Source organism: Mycobacterium sp. E183, from assembly GCF_001667735.1.
In the GTDB taxonomy this organism is placed as follows: Bacteria; Actinomycetota; Actinomycetes; order Mycobacteriales; family Mycobacteriaceae; genus Mycobacterium.
This window is the reverse complement of sequence record NZ_LZJN01000003.1, coordinates 1-17,815: the sequence shown is the minus strand read 5'-3', so window position 1 is coordinate 17,815 and position 17,815 is coordinate 1. Positions and strand designations below refer to the sequence as shown.

Sequence of the window (17,815 nt, the reverse complement as noted above, 5' to 3'; positions counted from 1 at the left end):
AAATGAAGGTCTCGCTGTTCTACGAGTTCGCCCTGCCACGGCCCTGGGCACCCGACGACGAACACGTCATGATGCAGGAGTGCCTCGACGAGGTCGAGGCGGCCGACAAGGCCGGCTTCTCCACCGTCTGGCTCACCGAGCACCACTTCCTCGAGGAGTACTGCCACTCGACGGCGCCGGAGATCTTCCTGGCCGCGGCCAGCCAGCGGACCAAGAGCATCCGGCTCGGATTCGGCATCATGCACCTGCCGCCGGTGGTCAATCACCCTGCCCGGGTCGCCGAACGCATCGCCACCCTCGACCTGCTCTCCAACGGCCGAGTCGAGTTCGGCACCGGGGAATCGTCCTCCGTGGGCGAACTCGGCGGGTTCAACATCGATCCCGCCGACAAGCGGGCCCAGTGGGAAGAGGCCCTCGAGGTCTCGATCCGCTGCATGATCGAGGAGCCGTTCTCCGGCTTCGACGGCGAGCACGTCCAGATGCCGGCGCGCAACGTCGTTCCCAAGCCGCTGCAAAAGCCCCACCCGCCGGTCTGGGTGGCCTGCACGCGGCCGGCGAGCGTGCAAATGGCAGCCCAAAAGGCAATCGGCGCCTTGAGTTTCGCCTACACCGGTCCCGGCCCGCTGACCGAGCGGGTGAACGGGTACTACAAGGAGTTCGAAGAGAACGGCGTGCCCGTCACGCCGCGCATCAATCCGAACATCCTGGCCATCGGGGGCGACCTGTCGATGATGGTCGCCAAGACCGACGAGCAGGCGCTGCAACGGCTGGGACAGGGCGGCGGCTTCTTCTCGTTCGGCATCATGCACTACTACATGACGGGCGTTCACACCCCCGGGCGGACCGGGGTATGGAAGCGGTACCTGGAAGAGGTCGAGAAGGATCCGACGCTGGCCTACGGCCCCGGGCGTGGCGCGATCGGATCGCCCGCCACCGTGCGTGAATTCCTGCGCGGCTACGAGGAAAGCGGTGTCGACGAGATCATCCTGCTGCTCAACCCGCGCAGCCACGAGGGCACGATGGAATCCATCGAGTTGATGGGCTCCGACGTGCTGCCCGAATTCATCGAGCGCGACGCCAAGGCGGTAATCGAGAAGGCCAAGCGGTTGGAGCCCGTCATCGAGAAGGTGGAGGCGCGGCGGCCGCAATCCAGCGCGCCGCAGTTCGACGAGAAGTACTCATTCGGTGGGCTGCCCACCGGCCGGGGCGGTAAGTTCACCGCCAGCGAAATCCCCGAAGCGATGGCGGAGATCAACGAGGGCCGGGTGCAGGCGGCCCAGCGGTTGAAGGAACAACAGCAGAACAAGTGACTCCGGGAGGTCGCTGAAACAGGAGACGGCCTTGGGATCGATCGACGAGCTCTGGCGCTACGACGGCCGCCGTGCGGTGGTGACCGGGTGCGCCTCGGGCATCGGGGGGCAGCTGGTTCGCCAACTCACCGAACTCGGTGCCGACGTCGTCGGGCTGGACAGGCTGCGACCGGACGTGCAGCTCAACGACTTTCGTGAGGTGGACCTGGCTGTCCAGGGTTCGATCGATGACGCCGTCGCCTCGATCGGCGGGCCGGTCGACGCGCTTTTCAACGTCGCCGGCGTCTCGTCCGGGATCGGCGACCCCGCCCTCGTTGCCACGGTGAACTTCCTGGGCCTGCGCCATTTCACCGAGGCGCTGGTTCCCAAGATGGTCGCGGGATCGTCGATCGTGAGCGTGTCCTCGCTCGCGGCGGCCGCCTATCGCGAACACGTGGCGCTGGTCGCGCCCCTGCTGAACACCGCGACGATGCGGGAGGGCATCGAGTGGTGCCACGCCAATCCCCAGGGCCTCGGCAACGGCTACCAACTGTCCAAAGAGGCGATCATCTTCTACACCATGCGAAGCGCTACACCGCTGGGTGCCAGGGGCATCCGCATCAACTGCACCGGCCCCGGGGTCACCGAGACCCCGATCCTCGACCAGCTCCGGACTGCGTACGGGCAGGGATTCCTCGACGACATCCCCAAGCCGTTGGGTCGGGTCTCCGACCCCGAAGAGCAGGCCGCGGTATTGCTCTTCTTGAATAGTGGTGCAGCCAGCTACATCACGGGCCAGGTCATCTGGGTCGACGGCGGAAACGTGGGCGCCGCGATTGCGCGTGACCTCTTACCAAGGCAGGAAGGAGCCCGGTGACCGACTTGACCGACTTCCGTCGGGCCGCGCGCGACGTCTCCAACTGGGGACGGTGGGGCGACGACGACGAGCTAGGCACCCTCAACTTCATCACCGCGGACAAGGTAGCCCAGGCCGCGAGTCTGGTGAGGCACGGCAAGGTGTTCCCGCTCGGCGTGGACTTCGGCGCCTCGGGTCCGCAGGGCGCGTTCGAGTTCCGGCACAACCCGGTCCACATCATGACCGTCGACGGCGGCGACGTGCACACGCTGGCCAAGTACGGGCCGAACTGGCCGCGTAACCCGTTGGCCCACCAGCTGAGTGGCTACATGACGGCCGACAACCCGTTCCGGTTCAACGACGACATCATCATCATGCCGTTGCAGGCGGCGAGCCAGTGGGATGCGCTGTCCCACGTCTACTACGACGACCACCTCTACAACGGTTTCGCGGCGGATTCGGTGACCAGCATGGGCGCCTACCACTGCGGTATCGACAAGGTCGACGTCAAGGGCATCACCTCCCGCGGCGTGCTGCTGGACCTGGTTCGCCACCGCGGGGCGGAGGTCTTCCTCGAAGCCGGGAATCCGATCTCGCCGGAGGAACTCGACGACGTGGTTCGCGCCCAGGGCGTGACCATCGGCCGGGGCGACATCGTGCTCATCCGGACCGGCTGGTGGACAAGGTTTCTCATGACCGGAGACAAGACGGAAGGCTACTCCGGGCTCGACTGGCGGTGCGCCCACTGGCTGCACGATCACGAGATCGCGGCCGTCGCCGCCGACAACCTTCAGGTCGAAGACCTGGTGTCCGGCATCGACGGAATCACCTTCCCCCTGCACCTGCTCTGCCTGCGCGACATGGGGATGATCTTCGGCGAATACTGGGACCTCACCGCGCTCGCCGAGGACTGCGCCGCCGACGGCGTGTACGAGTTCCAGCTCGTCGCGCCGCCCCTGCGGGTGGTCGGGGCGGTCGGCTCTCCGGTCAACCCGATCGCGATCAAGTGATGGCCTTCGCGCGCAAGAGCATGCTGGTGGACGGCCTGACGACCGGCTACCTTGAGGCGGGCGACGGCGAGCCGGTGGTGCTGCTGCACGGCGGTGAATTCGGCGCGAGCGCCGAGCTGGGCTGGGAACGCAACATCGCGGCGCTGGCCGGCCGATACCGGGTGCTCGCACCGGACCAGCTGGGCTTCGGGGCCTCGGCGAAGGTCATCGATTTCGTCGACGGGCGCGGGATGCGGATCCGGCACGTGGCGCGGTTCTGTGAACTGCTCGGCGTCGACTCGGCGCACTTCGTCGGCAACTCGATGGGCGCCATCAACCTGCTCACCGACGCCACGGCGGACACGTCGCTGCTACCGGTCCGCAGCCTGACGATCATCTGCGGGGGCGGAGACATCCAGCAGAACAAACACTTTGCGGCGCTGCAGGAGTACGACGCGACGCTCCCGGCCATGCGGCGCATCGTCGAAGCCCTGTTCCACGACCCCGGCTATCCGGACGACGAGCAATACGTGGGACGCCGCTACGAGTCGAGTACCGCGCCGGGTGCGTGGGAGGCGGTGGCGGCGGCGCGTTTTCGCCGCCCGGGCTCGTCACGTCCCCCCACCCCGTCGAGCGCGCGGGTCTACCAGCGCATCAGCGTGCCGACGTTGGTCGTCGAAGGGGGAGACGACAAGCTGCTGCCGGCCGGCTGGTCCGCCCAGATCGCCAAGCAGATCGACGGTGCCCGCTCCGTCGTGGTCGACAGGGCCGGCCACTGCCCACAGATCGAGCAGTCGGCAGCGGTGAACGGTCTGCTGCTCGATTTCCTCGCCGCGAACGTTTAGAACACGTAGTCCAGCCGGGTCTGCATGCCTGCCTCTTGGTGATAGGTGTTGTGGCAGTGCAACATCCACAAACCCGGATTGTCGGCCACCAGCACGGCGAGCAGTTTCTGGTTGGGCAGCACCATCAGGGTGTCCTTGCGGGGTCCGGGGCTTCCGTCGGCCTTGATCAGTTGGAAAGTGTGGCCGTGCAGGTGAATCGGGTGATACATCATCGTGGTGTTGTCGAACGTGATCGTGGGGCGTTCACCCTGCCGGACGTGCAACGGTTCGGTGTCGCTGTAGGGCTTTCCATTGATAGTCCAGTTGTACTGGACCATGTTGCCGCCCAACACCACCGGGAGGTTCAGGCCCGGCTGCGGCCGGCCCAGGTTCACCGGCGTTGTGGCCGTGAACATCTCGACCGTGCCCACCCGTCGATTGAGCTCCGGCGGTTGGAATCCGGGGTCGGGCGGGCCGCCCGCGCCGGTGGACAGCAGCGCGCGGGCCAGAGCGTTCTTTCCCTCCGCGAGTGCGACCAAGGGGAATACGCCGTCGGCGGCGGTCACGATGACGTCGTAGCGCTCGGCCATCCCGATCAGCAGCGCGTCGACCTGGGTGGGGACCACGGGGTAACCGTCGGTGTGGGTGACCGTCATCGAATGACCGGCCAGCGCGACGCGGAACGTGGTGTCGGAGCCGGTGTTGATGAAGCGGATCCGGATGCGCTGCCCCGGCTTCGCGCTGAAGCTCATGGGAGCGGCGGGGATTCGGCCGTTGATCAGGTAGTAGGGGTAAGCGATGTCGCCGGCGTCGCCGCCGATCAGATCGCTTCTGCCCACGCTGCCGCCAGAGGTCGCGGCCGTCGGGGGCGGCGGGCTTGTCGAGCTGGTCGGGCTGGTCGACGTTGCCGAGGTCTCACTCGTCGACGTCGTCGTGGGCGTCTCACTCGTGGTGGAAGTGGTGGTCGTCGTCGGGGGCGCGCTTGGCGGGGCGGGCTTGTTCGGGCTGGTCAGTTCGGTGTAGAGCTGCTGAGGCGACTTTCCGATGCCGTCGGTCCAGTCATCAAGTACCACAATCCATTCGGCATCGTAATTGCCCTCCGTCGGGTCGTCGACGATGACCGGCAGGTAGAGACCCGTGTCGGCGTCCAGGCCGCCGGTATGCGGATGGGCCCAGTAGGTGCCCGCATTCGGGACGGAGAAGCGGTAGGTGAAGTCCTGGCCGGCCGGGATGTTCGGGCTGGCGGGCGCGGCGCCGTCCATGTCGTTGCGCAGCGCGATGCCGTGCCAGTGCACCGACGTCGGGTGGTCGAGCCGGTTCGACACGTTCACCACCAGCTCGTCACCGATTCGCGCCCGAATCGGCGCTCCGGGGATCGAGTTCCCGTAGGCCAGCGTGCGGACAACGGGACCGCCGAGGTCGATCTGGACCGATTGAGCGGTCAGGCTGGCGGTGACGGTGCGGCCGCTGTGCGGCCGGGCGGCCTCGGCGGCGTCAATGGCGGCGGCCATCTGGGCGTCGCCCGACAGCGCGGGCTTGGATTGACTGCACGCCGTCAGCGCGAACCCCCCGGCGATGCCGGCGGCGATGAATCCTCGCCTGGTGAGGAGCGTTTGCTCGAAGGGGGCACCACTTGCGGGTTGCACACGCATCGATCGCTCCTCGTTTGCTCGACTCGTCCCCCTGTCTTATACCGCGTCCGGGCGGCCCGCGGAGCGCAACGGGCAGCACCGATCGTGGGCGGCGAGCAGCGCCGCGCGGCCGAAGCGAACATGAACCGACCTCGTTTTTCAGTGCCCGGCTAGACGGCAGGCTGGTAGATCCGCTGGGCCGGCAGCGGCGTGACGCCGAGTTCGGCGGCGACCGCGTCGAGCGCGCGCTGGGCGGTATCGAGGTGCACCCGGCCGTCGGCGGTGAAGTACGGACCGATGTAGTGCTCGTAGTGGCGTTGCAGTTCGGCGACCGTCAGCCGGTTCAAGAATGACGCCATGTGGCCGATCGCCAAATCGGGCCGTTCCGCCATGGTCTTCAGGGCACGTCGGTTGGCCCGCACCACCGCTTGGACAGCCGGGCTGTCGATCGGAAGCCGGGTCGGATCCACAGCGACTCCGACGGTGGGAATCTGGAAGTGATCTCCCACCCAGGCCAGCGCGTGGAAGCCTTCCTCCTCGGCGACCTGCTCGGGATCAAGAGTGCTCCCGACATACGCGGCGTCGATCGACTTATCCCGCAGCTTCCTCAAATCCATCTGGTAGTCACCGGGCGCGCGCACCACACACTCGAGGTCGTGATCGGGATCAAGGCCGTGCCGACGCAGCACGATTCGGGCGAAGCAGCCCGGCGCGGTGTGCGGTGCGTGCACCGCAAGCCGGCGCCCGCGAAGATCCGCCATGGATCTCACCCCGGCGCCGCCCAGGAACCAGAACAGCGGACGGTGCGTGTTGACGCTCAGGACCGTCCATTCGATGCCGTGCGTCAGTCGCGACAACACGGCACGTCCGAGGCCGATCGTCGCGCAGGAGCGCAGACGCTCTGTGTCCCAGCCTATTCCGTCCCGCACCGCCACGTGCACCCCCTCATCGTGGAAGTAACCCTCCTGATCGGCCACATACGCGACCAGTTCTTCGTGAATGCCGCGCCCGACGTAGGCCAAATCGATGGTGTGCACGGTGTTCAGTCCATCGCCAGGCCGCCGTTGACCGGCAGATAGTGCCCGGTGGTGAAACCCGAGTCCGCACTGGCCAAGAACGCGATCGTGTGGGCGACCTCCTCGGGGGTGACGAGCCTACCCATCGGCGCGGCCTCTCCGAGCTGACGCACCCGCTCGGAGGAGAGCTGCCCGGTCACCGTCGTGCCGCCCACGGTGGCGGGCGCGACGAGATTCGCGGTGATCCCGTGCGGCGCCAGCTCGAGTGCGACGTATCGGACGAACTGGTCCAGCGCCGCCTTCGCCGTGCCCAGCGCGATCATCCCTTCGCGCGGACGACGCGAAAGTCCGGTGCTCAGATAGATCAACCGGCCATATTCGCGGGAAATCATGTGCGGTACAACAGATTTGGTCAACAGGTATGCGGCGTGCAGCTCGGTGTTCACCTTGCCACCCAGTTGTTCCCAGGTGAGGTCGGCGAACGAGGTGACGACGAACGGGATCAGCGCATTGTGGACCAGCACGTCGGCCCCGCCCCAGCGCTGCGCGATTTCGTCGACCATCGCCGACACGTCGCCGGGCACGGTGACATCGGCTTGAATCGCGACGGCTTCGCCGCCGGCCGCGGTGATGCCGGCCACCACCTCCTCCGCTTCCGGCGCGCTCGCGCGGTGGTTGACCACCACCCGCATGCCCGCCTCGGCCAGGACCCGCGCGGTCGCCGCCCCGATTCCCCGGCTTGCTCCGGTGATCAATGCGACTCGTGGCATCGGTCTCACCCCCCGGTGGCTTTCCGCGGCCGGCTAGCGCGCACCGCTGGGAGTTTGACTGGCCTTCCAGTCGCTGAAGCGGGTGGAGTAGATCGTCGGGTCTTCCCCGTCGATGGGAACGATGCTGTGGTCATCGAGTTCGGCGCCGTAGTAGCGCGCCGTCGGATCGGTCACGACCTGGCGTGCATCGCCGTCCGCGGCCAGGCTGGCGCGGGCGAAGTCGTCCATGCCCAGCTTTTCGGGACCCGCGATGTTGGTGACCCCATTGGTCGGCTCACCGGCCGCTGCGCGGCTTACGGCCGCGGCGACGTCCTTGGCGGCGATGGGCTGGAACGCCGCATGCGGCAGGCGAACAGTGTCGCCGTCGGTCGCCGAATCGGCGATGCCGCTGACGAATTCGAAGAACTGCGTCGCCCGCACGATCGAGTACGGCTGTCCCGATTCCTTGATCAGCTTCTCCTGGGCGACCTTGGCCCGCATGTAGCCGCTCTCCTGGGTGCGATCGGCGCCCACGATCGAGAGGGCTACATGGTGCTGCACGCCGGCGGCCCGCTCCGCCTCCAGCAGGTTGCGGGTGGAGGTGGTGAAGAAGTTCAGCACATCGTCGTCGGCCCACGACGGCGAATTCGACACGTCTACCACCGTGTGCACGCCCGCCACGGCCTCGGCGAGACCTTCGCCGGTCACGGAGTCGACCCCCGACCGCGGCGAGGCTGACACCGCCTCGTGCCCCAACTCCGTCAGATTGGCGATGACCTGCGACCCGATGAGTCCGCTGCCCCCGATGACCAATACCTTCATGTCGAGCCCTCCCGAGTTTCCCGATGAACTGGTCCCCTCAGCATGGCCGGTGCGCGGGACAAGGGGAACCCTCGGGCCGTACCCTCTCCCTCCGACCGCTTAAATCAACTGCTTGACTTAACCTGGTCGACGCGGATTAACTCGTCGGGTGGTCAACGAACTGGCTGGCAAGGTTGCCATCGTTACCGGCGGCGCGTCGGGAATCGGTCGCGGGATAGCGGAACGGTTCGTTGCCGAGGGGTCGCGGGTGGTCATCGCCGACGTCGAGGCGGACCGGGGCGAGGAGCTGTCCGCCACGTTGGGCGCCGGGGCGTTGTTCCGGCGCACGGACGTCTCCGATCCCGAACAGGTCGGGGCTTTGGTCGCCACCACCGTCGAGAGATTCGGCGGCCTGCACGTGATGGTGAACAACGCCGGGATTTCCAGCCCCCTGCGCCGGCTGCTCGACGACGATCTCGCCGACTTTCACCGGGTGATGGGGGTCAACGTCCTGGGGGTGATGGCCGGCACCCGGGATGCCGCTCGCCACATGGCCGAAAACGGCGGCGGATCGATCATCAACCTGACGTCGATCGGCGGAATCCAGGCGGGCGGCGGGGTGATGATCTACCGTGCTTCGAAGGCCGCGGTCGTCCAGTTCACCAAGTCGGCGGCAATCGAGTTGGCGCGCCATGAGATTCGGGTCAACGCGATTGCCCCCGGCAGCATCCCCACCCCTATCCTGGCGTCGTCGGCGGTCGACGTGGATCCGGATGAGCTGGCGCGGTTCGAGGCGAAAATTCGGCAGGGGATGCGCGACGACCGGCCACTGAAGCGGGAGGGCACGCCCGAGGACGTCGCCGAGGCGGCGTTGTACTTCGCCACCGACCGGTCGCGCTATGTCACCGGTACGGTGCTGCCGGTAGACGGGGGGACGTCCGCCGGCAAGGTGATCCGCCCCCGCAAGGGCGAGTGAGGGCGCCGCGTCAGGGCTCTTGCGCTGGATGTCCGGCGTGGGTTTCCAGCCGTAGCTTCGCGAGTGCCTGCGCGCGCTCAAGGTCCTCGGCGCCAGCGCTTTCCGTGATCACGCTGTGCGAGTGCGTCAGCACGCCGAGCACCGCTTCGCTGGGGAGATCGGGAAATTGGCGCCCGAGCACCTCGGCCGCGCGCCTCAACTCGAAAAGTTTCGGATACGCGCGCTCCTCCGGCGTCGGGGGTACGACGCGGGTGACGTCCTGGGCGTGCTGCAGGACGGCGACGGTCTTCTTGCCGTCCTTGATCGGGTCGTTCATCGGTGTCCAGACCCGGTAGACGAACGCGCCCGGGTTCCGCCGGTCGGGAAGGTCGTAGCGCTGGACCCCCATCCAGTGCCGAACCCCACGGCGGAAGACCCACTCCAGCGACGCGGAGACGTTGGCCACCCCGTCCGCTTCAGGATCAGCCGGGTTGTCCGGAAAGACGTCGAACAGCTGGTGGCCCAGCAGCTCTTCGCGCGGATGCCCCGACACGCGTTCGCAGGCGGAATTCACTGCGCGGATGCGCAAGTCGGCGTCGGCCAACAGGTACGGCGACCACTTCGATTGGAACCACGCGGATTCCTCGATCGCCGCTACCCGGCTGGCTGACAACATGCCTACCCCCGCAATGGTTCACCGTCCTGACACCGCCACGTCGCCGCCGCGCAAGAAGCCATCGTGACCCAGTGGGGCCGACCCGGGCGAGGGACCTTTGTCACCCGCTGTCCGCCATGTGGCACCGAAGCGACGCCGTCGCACGGCGAACGGCGAATGGCGAATGGCGAATTAAATCAATCGCTTGACTTAATCGCGCGGCCGCGGTTGACTGTCCGGGTGACCACCATCGGCCGGACCGTGCGAACCGAGCGGGCCAGTTCCACGCAGGAAGCGATCTTGGTCGCGGCCGAGCGGTTGTACGCCGAGCACGGCATGTTCGCGGTGTCGAACCGTCAGGTGAGCGAGGCCGCCGGCCAGGGCAATAACGCCGCGGTGGGCTACCACTTCGGCACCAAGGCCGATCTGGTCCGGGCGATCGAACACAAGCACCGCCGGCCGGTCGAGCAGTTGCGCGAGCAGATGGTGGCCGAGTTGCTCGACTCGAAGAAATCCCCGGGGATGAGGGATTGGGTCGCCTGCCTGGTGCGCCCGCTGACCGATCACCTGGAGGAGCTCGGCAATCCCACGTGGTATGCGCGGTTCGCGGCGCAGGCGATGACCGATCCCGCGTACTACAACATCATCGTCAAGGGCGCGCTGAGCTCACCGTCGCTGGTCCAGGTCGTCGACGGCATCAACCGCTGCCTGCCCGACCTGCCGGCCGAAGTGCACTTCGAACGAAACATCATGGCCCGCAACCTGTTGATGCACACGTGCGCCGATCGGGAACGAGCGCTGGCCGCGGGTGCTTCACCGTCCCAGCGGTCCTGGCGGGCCGCGGCATCGGGCCTCATCGACGCCATCGTGGGCTTGTGGCTTGCGCCCGTCACGCCGTACGAGTGAAAGGTCTGCAGATGAAAGTGGCTGTCGACCAAGACGTCTGCGCGTCGTCGGGGAACTGCGTGTTGAACGCGCCCGAGGTGTTCGACCAGCGCGACGATGACGGCGTCGTGGTTCTGCTCAACCCCAGTCCATCGCCCGAACAGGCCGACGGCGCCCGGCGGGCAGCCGCGGCCTGCCCCGCGCTCGCCATCCACATCGAGGAATGACATGTCGGAAACGCTGACCAACACTTCCGCGGCCGAGGCGGCATCCGGGATCCCGGATTATCCGATGCCGAGGCAGGTGGGCTGCCCGTTCGCGCCGCCGCCTGGTGTGATGGCGCTGGCCAAGATGCGACCGCTGTCCCGGGTCCGGATCTGGGACGGCAGCACACCGTGGCTCATCACCGGGTACGAGCAGGTGCGGGAGTTGTTCTCGGATTCCCGGGTCAGCGTCGACGACCGGCTGGCCGGTTTTCCGCACTGGAACGCGGGCATGTTGTCCACGGTGCACAAGCGGCCGCGTTCGGTCTTCACCGCCGACGGGGAAGAGCACACCCGGTTTCGGCGCATGCTGTCGAAACCCTTCACGTTCAAGCGCGTTGAGGGTCTGCGCCCGGCCATCCAGCAGATCACCGACGATCACATCGATGCGATGCTGGCCGGCCCGCGGCCCGCCGACGTGATCACCGCGCTGGCGTTGCCGGTTCCGTCGTTGGTGATCAGCCAGTTGCTCGGGGTCCCGTACGAGGACGCCGACATGTTCCAGCACCACGCGAATGTCGGGCTCGCGCGGTACGCGACGGGCGAAGACACCGTCAAGGGCGCCATGAGCCTGAACAGGTATCTCGCGCAGCTCGTCGAGGCCAAGATGGAGGATCCGGGCGAGGATGCGGTGTCCGATCTCGCCGAGCGGGTGAAGGCCGGCGAGCTGAGCGTGAAAGAGGCGGCGCAGCTGGGTACCGGGTTGCTGATCGCCGGGCACGAGACCACCTCGAACATGATCGGCCTCGGGGTGCTCGCGCTGCTGATGAACCCGGACCAGTTGGCGGTGTTGCGCGACGCCGAGGACCCCAAGGTCGTTGCCAGCGCGGTCGAGGAATTGTTGCGCTACCTCAGCATCATTCAGAACGGTCAGCGTCGCGTCGCGCTCGAAGACATCCACATCGCCGGCGAGACGATCCGCGCCGGCGAAGGGATCATCATCGACCTGGCCCCGGCCAACTGGGATCCGCACGCATTCCCCGAGCCCGACCGGTTGTACCTGCACCGCTCGGGGGCCGACCGCAACGTCGCTTTCGGCTACGGCCGGCATCAGTGCGTGGGACAGCAGCTCGCCCGCGCCGAGCTGCAAATCGTGTACCGCACCCTGCTCCGCCGCATCCCGACGCTCGAACTGGCCGTCCCGGTCGAGGACGTGCCCCTCAAAGACGACCGACTCGCCTACGGCGTCTACGAACTTCCGGTGACCTGGTAGCCCCCGGGTCGCTACGCTCACAACGCCGATCCGAATGGAGGGTCAACGATGACGACTCAAACAAGCACCGTTTCGCTCTATCCGCCCGGCGGCTTCGGCGCCCCCAAGGATCGCCGCGGCCACGCCTCGGGCGCGGACGTCGGCCTGCCGCCGGGAACCGTGGTGTTCTCCGCGGACAACCACATCTCGCTGGCGGATGACATTTTCTACCAACGCTTTCCCGACGACCTCAAGGACAAAGCGCCGCGGATCTGGTACGAGGACGGCGCCTACCAAGTCGGCCGCAAGGGTCAGTCGTTCCTGCCGGGTGACTTCAGTGCGGTGCTGATGCAATACGACGACCTTCCGGGCGCGGCAAGCACCAACATCGAGGCGCGCATCCAGGAGCTGCACGACGACGGCGTCGAAAAGGAACTGGCGTTCCCCAACGCGATCCTGGCGCTGTTCCATTACCCGGACAAGAAACTTCGCGAACTGGCCTTCCGCATCTACAACGAGTACATCGCCGAGCTCCAGGAACGCTCGGATGGCCACTTCTACGGCGCCGGCCTGATCAACTGGTGGGACCCCCAAGGGACCCGACGGACGCTGGACGAGCTGAAGTCACTGGGGCTCAAGACTTTTTTGATGCCACTGAACCCGGGCAAGGATGACGACGGCAACCCGATCGACTACTCCAGCACGTCGATGAGCCCGGTGTGGGATGAGATCGAAGCCGCCGGCCTTCCGGTCACCCACCACATCGGGGAGACGCCGCCGAAGAGCCCGACCGAGTTCAACAGCGTCGTGGTCGGGATGATGATCAACATCGACGGCTTCCGGGAGACGTTCGCCAAGTACATCTTTGGCGGCATCCTCGACGATCATCCCGGCCTGCGGATCGGCTGGTTCGAGGGCGGCATCGCCTGGGTTCCGTGGGCGTTGCAGGACGCCGAGCACCTGGTCGCCTCCTACCAGCACATGTTCAACCGCCCGTTGCAGCACGACGTGCGGTACTACTGGGACAACCATATGAGCGCGTCGTTCATGGTCGACCCGCTCGGCCTGCAGCTGATCGACAAGATCGGTGTGGACAAGGTGATGTGGTCCAGCGACTACCCGCACAACGAAAGCACCTACGGGTATTCCGAGAAGTCGCTGGCCGCCGTCGTGGACGCGGTCGGCCCCGCCGACGCCGCGAAGATCGTGAGCGGCAACATCACCGCATTTCTGGGCCTGTAGGAGACCCGATGACGACGTTCGCGCAAGCGGGCGCGGGCACCAGCAGCCTGGTGATCCCCGAGACGCCAGACCTGGGCCGCATGCGCCGCGAAACAGGGGACCGGCTCCGCTCGGCGATGGCCGAACGCGGCGTCGACGCGCTGATCCTGCTGGGCAACAGCGCGGTGGTCTATGCCACCGGGACGAGTTGGCCGCTCGGCGACGCCGGGCTGTCCTATGTGGAGCGGCCGGTCGCCGTCGTGCTCGCCGGGGACGAGTGGCCGCACCTGTTCCTGCCGTTCCGTGAGGGCGCGTCGCAGGAGTCGGACCTGCCCACCGATCATGTGCACGGCCCGGTCTATCTCGAATTCGACGAGGGCGTCCAAGAATTCGCGCGCCTGCTGGCCGGCTTGATCCCGGCCCAGGCGGTGATCGCGGTCGACGAGTGCACCGGCGCCATGTCGCGCGCCGCGAAGTCGCTGTTTCCCGGCGGTCCGCCCGTCGATGCCGCGGCCGTTGTGAGCGCCGCCAAGTCGGTGAAGACGCCGGACGAGTTGTCGTGCATGCGCACCGCCATCCGCATCACCGACGAGGCGATGGTGGAGGTGCACAAGCGACTGGCTCCGGGGATTCGCCAGATCGAGTTGTCGGCGAGCTTTTTGCGGCGGGCCTTCGAGTTGGGTGCCACCGCCAGCATGCTCGAACCGATCTGGCAGGTGATGCCGCCGAGCAAGGCCGACGGCGTATGGACCACGCACGGCGACCTGGCGTTGCCGCTGCTGACCACCGAGCGGGTGCTCGCCGAGGGCGACGTGCTGTGGACCGACGTCAGCATCACCTACCGGGGCTACTGCTCGGATTTCGGCCGCACGTGGATCGTCGGCAGGGACCCGTCGCCACGCCAGCGGGCGCAGTTCGACCGGTGGTTCGAGATCATGACCGCCGTTCTCGGTGTCGCCAAAGCCGGCGTCACGGCGGCCGATCTGGGCCGGGCCGCCATCGAAGCCAATGGCGGGAGCAAGCCGTGGCTGCCGCACTTCTACCTGGGCCACGGGATCGGTGTGAACGCCGCCGAAATGCCCATGATCGGAACCGATCTCGGCGCCGACTTCGACGAGAGCTTCGTCCTGCGGCCCGGCATGGTGCTGGTCTTGGAGCCGGTCGTGTGGGAGGACGGCACCGGCGGTTACCGCAGCGAAGAGGTCTTGGTAATCACCGAGGAGGGCTGGATCCGCTTGACCGACTACCCCTATGACCCTTATGGCTCCCATGTCAGTTGAAGTTTGCCCCGACGACCGTGCGCTGCGCTCGGGTCGCCGCCGGCGTGTGCTGGATCAGATGGCGGCGCGCGACCTCGACGTCCTGGTTCTCGGCCGCCAAGCCAACGTCCGATACGTCACCGGCGCGCCGCAGTTGTGGGTCGCCGGCACCCGGCCGTTCGGCCCGACGTGTGTGCTGGTGCGCGACACCGGCGCGATCCATCTGCTCAGCACCTGGGATGAGGGCGTCCCCGACGACATCCCGCACGAAAACCTCTACGGGATCACGTGGAACCCGATGAACACCGTGTCGGCGCTGCAGCGCATCGACGGGGCCGCCGCCGCCCGGCGCGTCGGAACCGACGCGATCTCACCTGTGTTCGCGCAGTTGTTGCCGACGGCGTTCCCCAACGCGGAACTCGTGGACGGCGAACTGGCGATGCGCGCCGCCCGGCGCATCAAGACGGCCGAGGAACTGGTCCCGTTGCGCGAGGCAATCGCGGTCGCCGAGTCGGGCTTGGCCGCTGCCGTGTCCGAATTGCGGCCCGGGGTAACCGAACAGGCGCTCGCCGGCGTCCTGCTGGAGGCCGTCGCGGCCGGCGGGGTGAGCACGCCGTCGAACCAGGATGTCGCATGGGTGACCTCGCCAGACCACCCGTGGCGGCTAGCCACCAGCGACGGCCGGGTGAAAGATGGCGACCTGGTGGCGTTCTCGGCCGGTGTGCTGGCCGGTGGCTACGTCGGCGAGGTTGGACGCACCTGGCCGGCCGGCGCGGCCCGCGGTGCGGCGGCGCTGTATCGGCGCTGGAACAGCCTGTGGGACAGGCTGCTAGCCGCATGCCAACCCGGAACCGGAGCAGGTGAGTTGTTGTCCGCCTACGAGGCCGCGGGGGAGGCCGCGCCGCCGATGCCGGTCGCCCGCGGGCTGGGCATGGGCTTTGACCCACCCGTCATCTCCAATCGCCTGCCGGCGACCGCCGCGGGGGAACGGCTCGAGGCCGGCATGGTGTTGGCCGTGACTGGCTACGTGTGGGAGCAGGGAACCGGTGCCGTCTTCGGGCGGGAGGCGGTACTCATCTCCGCCGACGGACCCGAGGTGCTGACTTGCAGCCCGTCGTGGCACGAATAGTCATGTCCGGCAACTCGGAACCCTCCGCCGAGGAGATCGTCAGGTACCACAAGGATGGCGAGACCCGCATCGCCCCATCACGTTCGATCGGCCGGATCAGCTGAATGCGCCCACGATCGCCGGGCTGGGCGGGGCGGTGAGAGACAACGACGGTAAGTTGCCACCGGAATGGCGGCCGAGCAAGAAGGGGCGCAAGGGCGCCAAGAAAGACACCGACCGAAAGCGGAAGCGGTAGTGGCGGAACCGACCCCCGAACCACCGTTGGCCGGCTATGCCGTGGTCGACCTGTCCACCGGGATAGCGGGCGCCTACTGCACCAAGTTGCTCGCCGACGGCGGGGCCGACGTCGTCAAAGTCGAGCCGCCGAAGGGCGATCCACTGCGTTCATGGTCCGCCTCCGGCACCCGCATACCACCCGGCGGTGACGGCGCGCTGTTCAGCTTTCTGGCCGGAGCAAAGCACAGCGTCGTCGCGGATCCGGGCATCGAAGACGACGTCGAGCTGGTCGACAGGCTGCTCTCGGCCGCCGATGCGGTGGTGTGGTCGGGCGGCTCGAAAGTCGCCGAACACGACGATTTTTCGCCTACGGCAATGCACCGCCGCTACCCGCATCTCACCGTCATGTCGATCACGCCCTTCGGCCTCCAGGGGCCGTGGCGTGACCGTGCGGCCACCGAATTCACGCTGCAGGCATGGTCGGGCGGCATCATCGGCCTCGGCCGTGGCGAACCGGGCCGGGCGCCGGTGTTCGTCGGCGGACAGGTCGGCGAGTACATGGCCGGCGTCCACGCGAGCGCGGCGATGCTGGCATCGCGCTACGGCCGAACCTGCGGCGGCGCCGGCGAACTCCTGGACCTGTCGATGCTGGAAACCCAGATCTTGTCGCTGACCTATTATCCCGTCACCTATTTCGAGATGCTCGGGCGGCCGTGGCGCGACGCGCGGCGCCTTACCGTTCCGGGCGTCGCCCGCGCCAAGGACGGACTCGTCGACGTCGGCTGCGGGACCGCGCAACAGTGGTTCGACCTGTGCGCGATGATCGGCCGTCCGGAATGGATCGACGAACACCTCGAACTGACGATCACCGAGCGGGCCAACCTCAACGCCGACGAGATCTACGCGTGGTTCGAAGACCACACCGTGGAGGAGATCCGAGAACTCGCGACGGCGTTCCGGATACCCAACGCTCCGGTTGCCAACGGCGCCAACGTCGCATCCCTTGACCACTTCGTCGAACGCGGCTCGTTCGTGCGCAGCCCCGACGACCGGTTTGTCCAACCGGGCCATCCTTATCGACTGCATCCCCCACTGCTGTGCCGGCCCCAACCGGCGCCGCGGCTGGGGGAGCATACGGCGCATTATCGGACCGCAAACCTGACCCTCCGCCCCGGGCCGAGCCGGCCGGCAAACCCGCTGCCCCTGAACGGGGTTCGCGTGCTCGACTTGACGACGTTCTGGGCCGGCCCATGCTGCACGCATTTCCTGGCGATGCTGGGCGCCGACGTCATCCACGTCGAGTCCGTCCGCCGCCCCGACGGGACCCGGCTGATCGCCGGCGTTCCCGTCACCGAAACCCAGTGGTGGGAGCGGTCGCCGATTTTCGCGGCGCTCAACACCAACAAGAAAGACTTGACGCTGGACCTGCAGACCCCCCGCGGGCGGGAGCTACTGCGCCGGTTCATCGCGACCTGCGACGTGGTCGTCGAGAATTTCACGCCCCGCGTCCTCGAGCAGATCGGGCTGGATTTCGCTGCCGTGCAGGCCATCAAGCCCGACGCGGTGCTGGTGCGGATGCCGGGGTTCGGCCTGGACGGGCCGTGGCGCGACAACCCGGCCTTCGCCTATGTCATCGAGGCGGCGTCCGGACTGACGTGGCTGACGGGATACGCCGACCGCACGCCCTACGATCCCTACTCGATCGGTGACCCCAATGCGGGCATGCACGCCGCGAATGCGGTGCTGCTGGCGCTCTCGCACAGGCGGCGCACCGGCCGGGGCGTGTTCGTCGAAGCGGCGATGGTCGACGCCGCGCTCAGGGCCTCCCACTGCTCGTCGGTGTTCACCGCGATCGCTACCCAGCTGTCGGACCGGCCGAACTCAT

General features: G+C 67.3%; 17 protein-coding genes and 1 pseudogene. 13 read left to right on the top strand and 5 right to left on the bottom strand.

Annotated elements, in window-relative coordinates; genetic code table 11:
* Positions 1–2 precede the first annotated feature (2 nt).
* Genes A5691_RS00285 through A5691_RS00270 form a run of 4 tightly spaced genes read left to right on the top strand, consistent with a single transcriptional unit; the run spans position 3 to position 3,979 of the window.
* Positions 3–1,310, top strand: a complete 1,308-nt coding sequence (locus A5691_RS00285; RefSeq protein ID WP_067759710.1) for an LLM class flavin-dependent oxidoreductase — start codon at positions 3–5, stop codon at positions 1,308–1,310.
* A gap of 31 nt (positions 1,311–1,341) precedes the next feature.
* A complete protein-coding gene (locus A5691_RS00280; RefSeq protein ID WP_067759707.1) occupies positions 1,342–2,166 on the top strand; it encodes a coniferyl-alcohol dehydrogenase in 825 nt (274 codons plus the stop codon).
* Positions 2,163–3,155 carry a cyclase family protein gene (locus tag A5691_RS00275; protein ID WP_067891025.1) on the top strand — a complete coding sequence of 331 codons (993 nt, stop codon included), beginning with the start codon at positions 2,163–2,165 and terminating at the stop codon, positions 3,153–3,155. Before A5691_RS00280 ends, A5691_RS00275 begins: the two co-directional genes overlap by 4 nt.
* A complete protein-coding gene (locus tag A5691_RS00270; RefSeq protein WP_067891028.1) occupies positions 3,155–3,979 on the top strand; it encodes an alpha/beta fold hydrolase in 825 nt (274 codons plus the stop codon). Before A5691_RS00275 ends, A5691_RS00270 begins: the two co-directional genes overlap by 1 nt.
* Here the strand turns inward: A5691_RS00270 and A5691_RS00265 are convergent.
* The 4 genes from A5691_RS00265 to A5691_RS00250 all read right to left on the bottom strand — a co-directional run bounded on the left by A5691_RS00265 (position 3,976) and on the right by A5691_RS00250 (position 8,176).
* A complete protein-coding gene (locus tag A5691_RS00265) occupies positions 3,976–5,610 on the bottom strand; it encodes a multicopper oxidase family protein (protein WP_067891031.1) in 1,635 nt (544 codons plus the stop codon). The two genes, A5691_RS00270 and A5691_RS00265, sit on opposite strands and share 4 nt — an antisense overlap.
* Positions 5,611–5,759: 149 nt before the next feature.
* Positions 5,760–6,626, bottom strand: a complete 867-nt coding sequence (locus tag A5691_RS00260) for an ABC transporter substrate-binding protein (protein WP_067759688.1) — start codon at positions 6,624–6,626, stop codon at positions 5,760–5,762.
* A 5-nt stretch (positions 6,627–6,631) separates the two neighbouring features.
* Positions 6,632–7,375, bottom strand: coding sequence for an SDR family NAD(P)-dependent oxidoreductase (locus A5691_RS00255; protein WP_067759683.1), 744 nt, complete (start codon positions 7,373–7,375; stop codon positions 6,632–6,634).
* A 33-nt stretch (positions 7,376–7,408) separates the two neighbouring features.
* Positions 7,409–8,176: an SDR family oxidoreductase gene (locus A5691_RS00250; protein ID WP_067759678.1), complete on the bottom strand. Its 768-nt coding sequence runs from the start codon at positions 8,174–8,176 to the stop codon at positions 7,409–7,411.
* A 148-nt stretch (positions 8,177–8,324) separates the two neighbouring features.
* Between A5691_RS00250 and A5691_RS00245 the strand changes: the two genes are divergently transcribed.
* Positions 8,325–9,131 carry an SDR family NAD(P)-dependent oxidoreductase gene (locus A5691_RS00245; protein WP_067759673.1) on the top strand — a complete coding sequence of 269 codons (807 nt, stop codon included), beginning with the start codon at positions 8,325–8,327 and terminating at the stop codon, positions 9,129–9,131.
* 10 nt (positions 9,132–9,141) lie between these two features.
* Here the strand turns inward: A5691_RS00245 and A5691_RS00240 are convergent, their stop codons facing one another.
* A complete protein-coding gene (locus tag A5691_RS00240; protein WP_067781453.1) occupies positions 9,142–9,786 on the bottom strand; it encodes a PAS domain-containing protein in 645 nt (214 codons plus the stop codon).
* Positions 9,787–10,005: 219 nt separating this feature from the next.
* On the opposite strand from A5691_RS00240, the gene A5691_RS00235 reads away from it, so the two are divergent.
* From A5691_RS00235 to A5691_RS00205, 8 genes and pseudogenes are all read left to right on the top strand, one after another.
* Complete coding sequence (locus tag A5691_RS00235; RefSeq protein ID WP_067759664.1) at positions 10,006–10,671, top strand: TetR family transcriptional regulator; 666 nt, start codon at positions 10,006–10,008, stop codon at positions 10,669–10,671.
* Positions 10,672–10,682: 11 nt separating this feature from the next.
* Positions 10,683–10,877 carry a ferredoxin gene (locus tag A5691_RS00230; RefSeq protein WP_067759844.1) on the top strand — a complete coding sequence of 65 codons (195 nt, stop codon included), beginning with the start codon at positions 10,683–10,685 and terminating at the stop codon, positions 10,875–10,877.
* 1 nt (position 10,878) lies between these two features.
* Positions 10,879–12,126, top strand: a complete 1,248-nt coding sequence (locus A5691_RS00225) for a cytochrome P450 (protein WP_067759658.1) — start codon at positions 10,879–10,881, stop codon at positions 12,124–12,126.
* Between the two features lie 159 nt (positions 12,127–12,285).
* Positions 12,286–13,347, top strand: coding sequence for an amidohydrolase family protein (locus A5691_RS00220; protein ID WP_197505044.1), 1,062 nt, complete (start codon positions 12,286–12,288; stop codon positions 13,345–13,347).
* Between the two features lie 8 nt (positions 13,348–13,355).
* Positions 13,356–14,606 carry a Xaa-Pro peptidase family protein gene (locus A5691_RS00215; protein ID WP_067759648.1) on the top strand — a complete coding sequence of 417 codons (1,251 nt, stop codon included), beginning with the start codon at positions 13,356–13,358 and terminating at the stop codon, positions 14,604–14,606.
* Entirely contained in the window at positions 14,596–15,714 is a 1,119-nt protein-coding gene (locus tag A5691_RS00210) for a Xaa-Pro peptidase family protein (protein ID WP_067759643.1), read from the top strand. Before A5691_RS00215 ends, A5691_RS00210 begins: the two co-directional genes overlap by 11 nt.
* A 2-nt stretch (positions 15,715–15,716) precedes the next feature.
* Positions 15,717–15,835, top strand: a pseudogene (locus tag A5691_RS29040) (enoyl-CoA hydratase/isomerase family protein); the annotation flags it as partial.
* A 113-nt stretch (positions 15,836–15,948) separates the two neighbouring features.
* A partial coding sequence (locus A5691_RS00205; protein WP_231975404.1) for a CaiB/BaiF CoA-transferase family protein occupies positions 15,949–17,815 on the top strand: 1,867 nt, incomplete at its 3' end.

Coding starts and splice junctions, on each gene's coding strand:
- A5691_RS00240 (WP_067781453.1), bottom strand. CDS start 9,786: ATGTTGTCAGCCAGCCGGGTAGCGGCGATCGAGGAATCCGCGTGGTTC.
- A5691_RS00285 (WP_067759710.1), top strand. CDS start 3: ATGAAGGTCTCGCTGTTCTACGAGTTCGCCCTGCCACGGCCCTGGGCA.
- A5691_RS00215 (WP_067759648.1), top strand. CDS start 13,356: ATGACGACGTTCGCGCAAGCGGGCGCGGGCACCAGCAGCCTGGTGATC.
- A5691_RS00250 (WP_067759678.1), bottom strand. CDS start 8,176: ATGAAGGTATTGGTCATCGGGGGCAGCGGACTCATCGGGTCGCAGGTC.
- A5691_RS00230 (WP_067759844.1), top strand. CDS start 10,683: ATGAAAGTGGCTGTCGACCAAGACGTCTGCGCGTCGTCGGGGAACTGC.
- A5691_RS00225 (WP_067759658.1), top strand. CDS start 10,879: ATGTCGGAAACGCTGACCAACACTTCCGCGGCCGAGGCGGCATCCGGG.
- A5691_RS00210 (WP_067759643.1), top strand. CDS start 14,596: ATGTCAGTTGAAGTTTGCCCCGACGACCGTGCGCTGCGCTCGGGTCGC.
- A5691_RS00270 (WP_067891028.1), top strand. CDS start 3,155: ATGGCCTTCGCGCGCAAGAGCATGCTGGTGGACGGCCTGACGACCGGC.
- A5691_RS00255 (WP_067759683.1), bottom strand. CDS start 7,375: ATGCCACGAGTCGCATTGATCACCGGAGCAAGCCGGGGAATCGGGGCG.
- A5691_RS00265 (WP_067891031.1), bottom strand. CDS start 5,610: ATGCGTGTGCAACCCGCAAGTGGTGCCCCCTTCGAGCAAACGCTCCTC.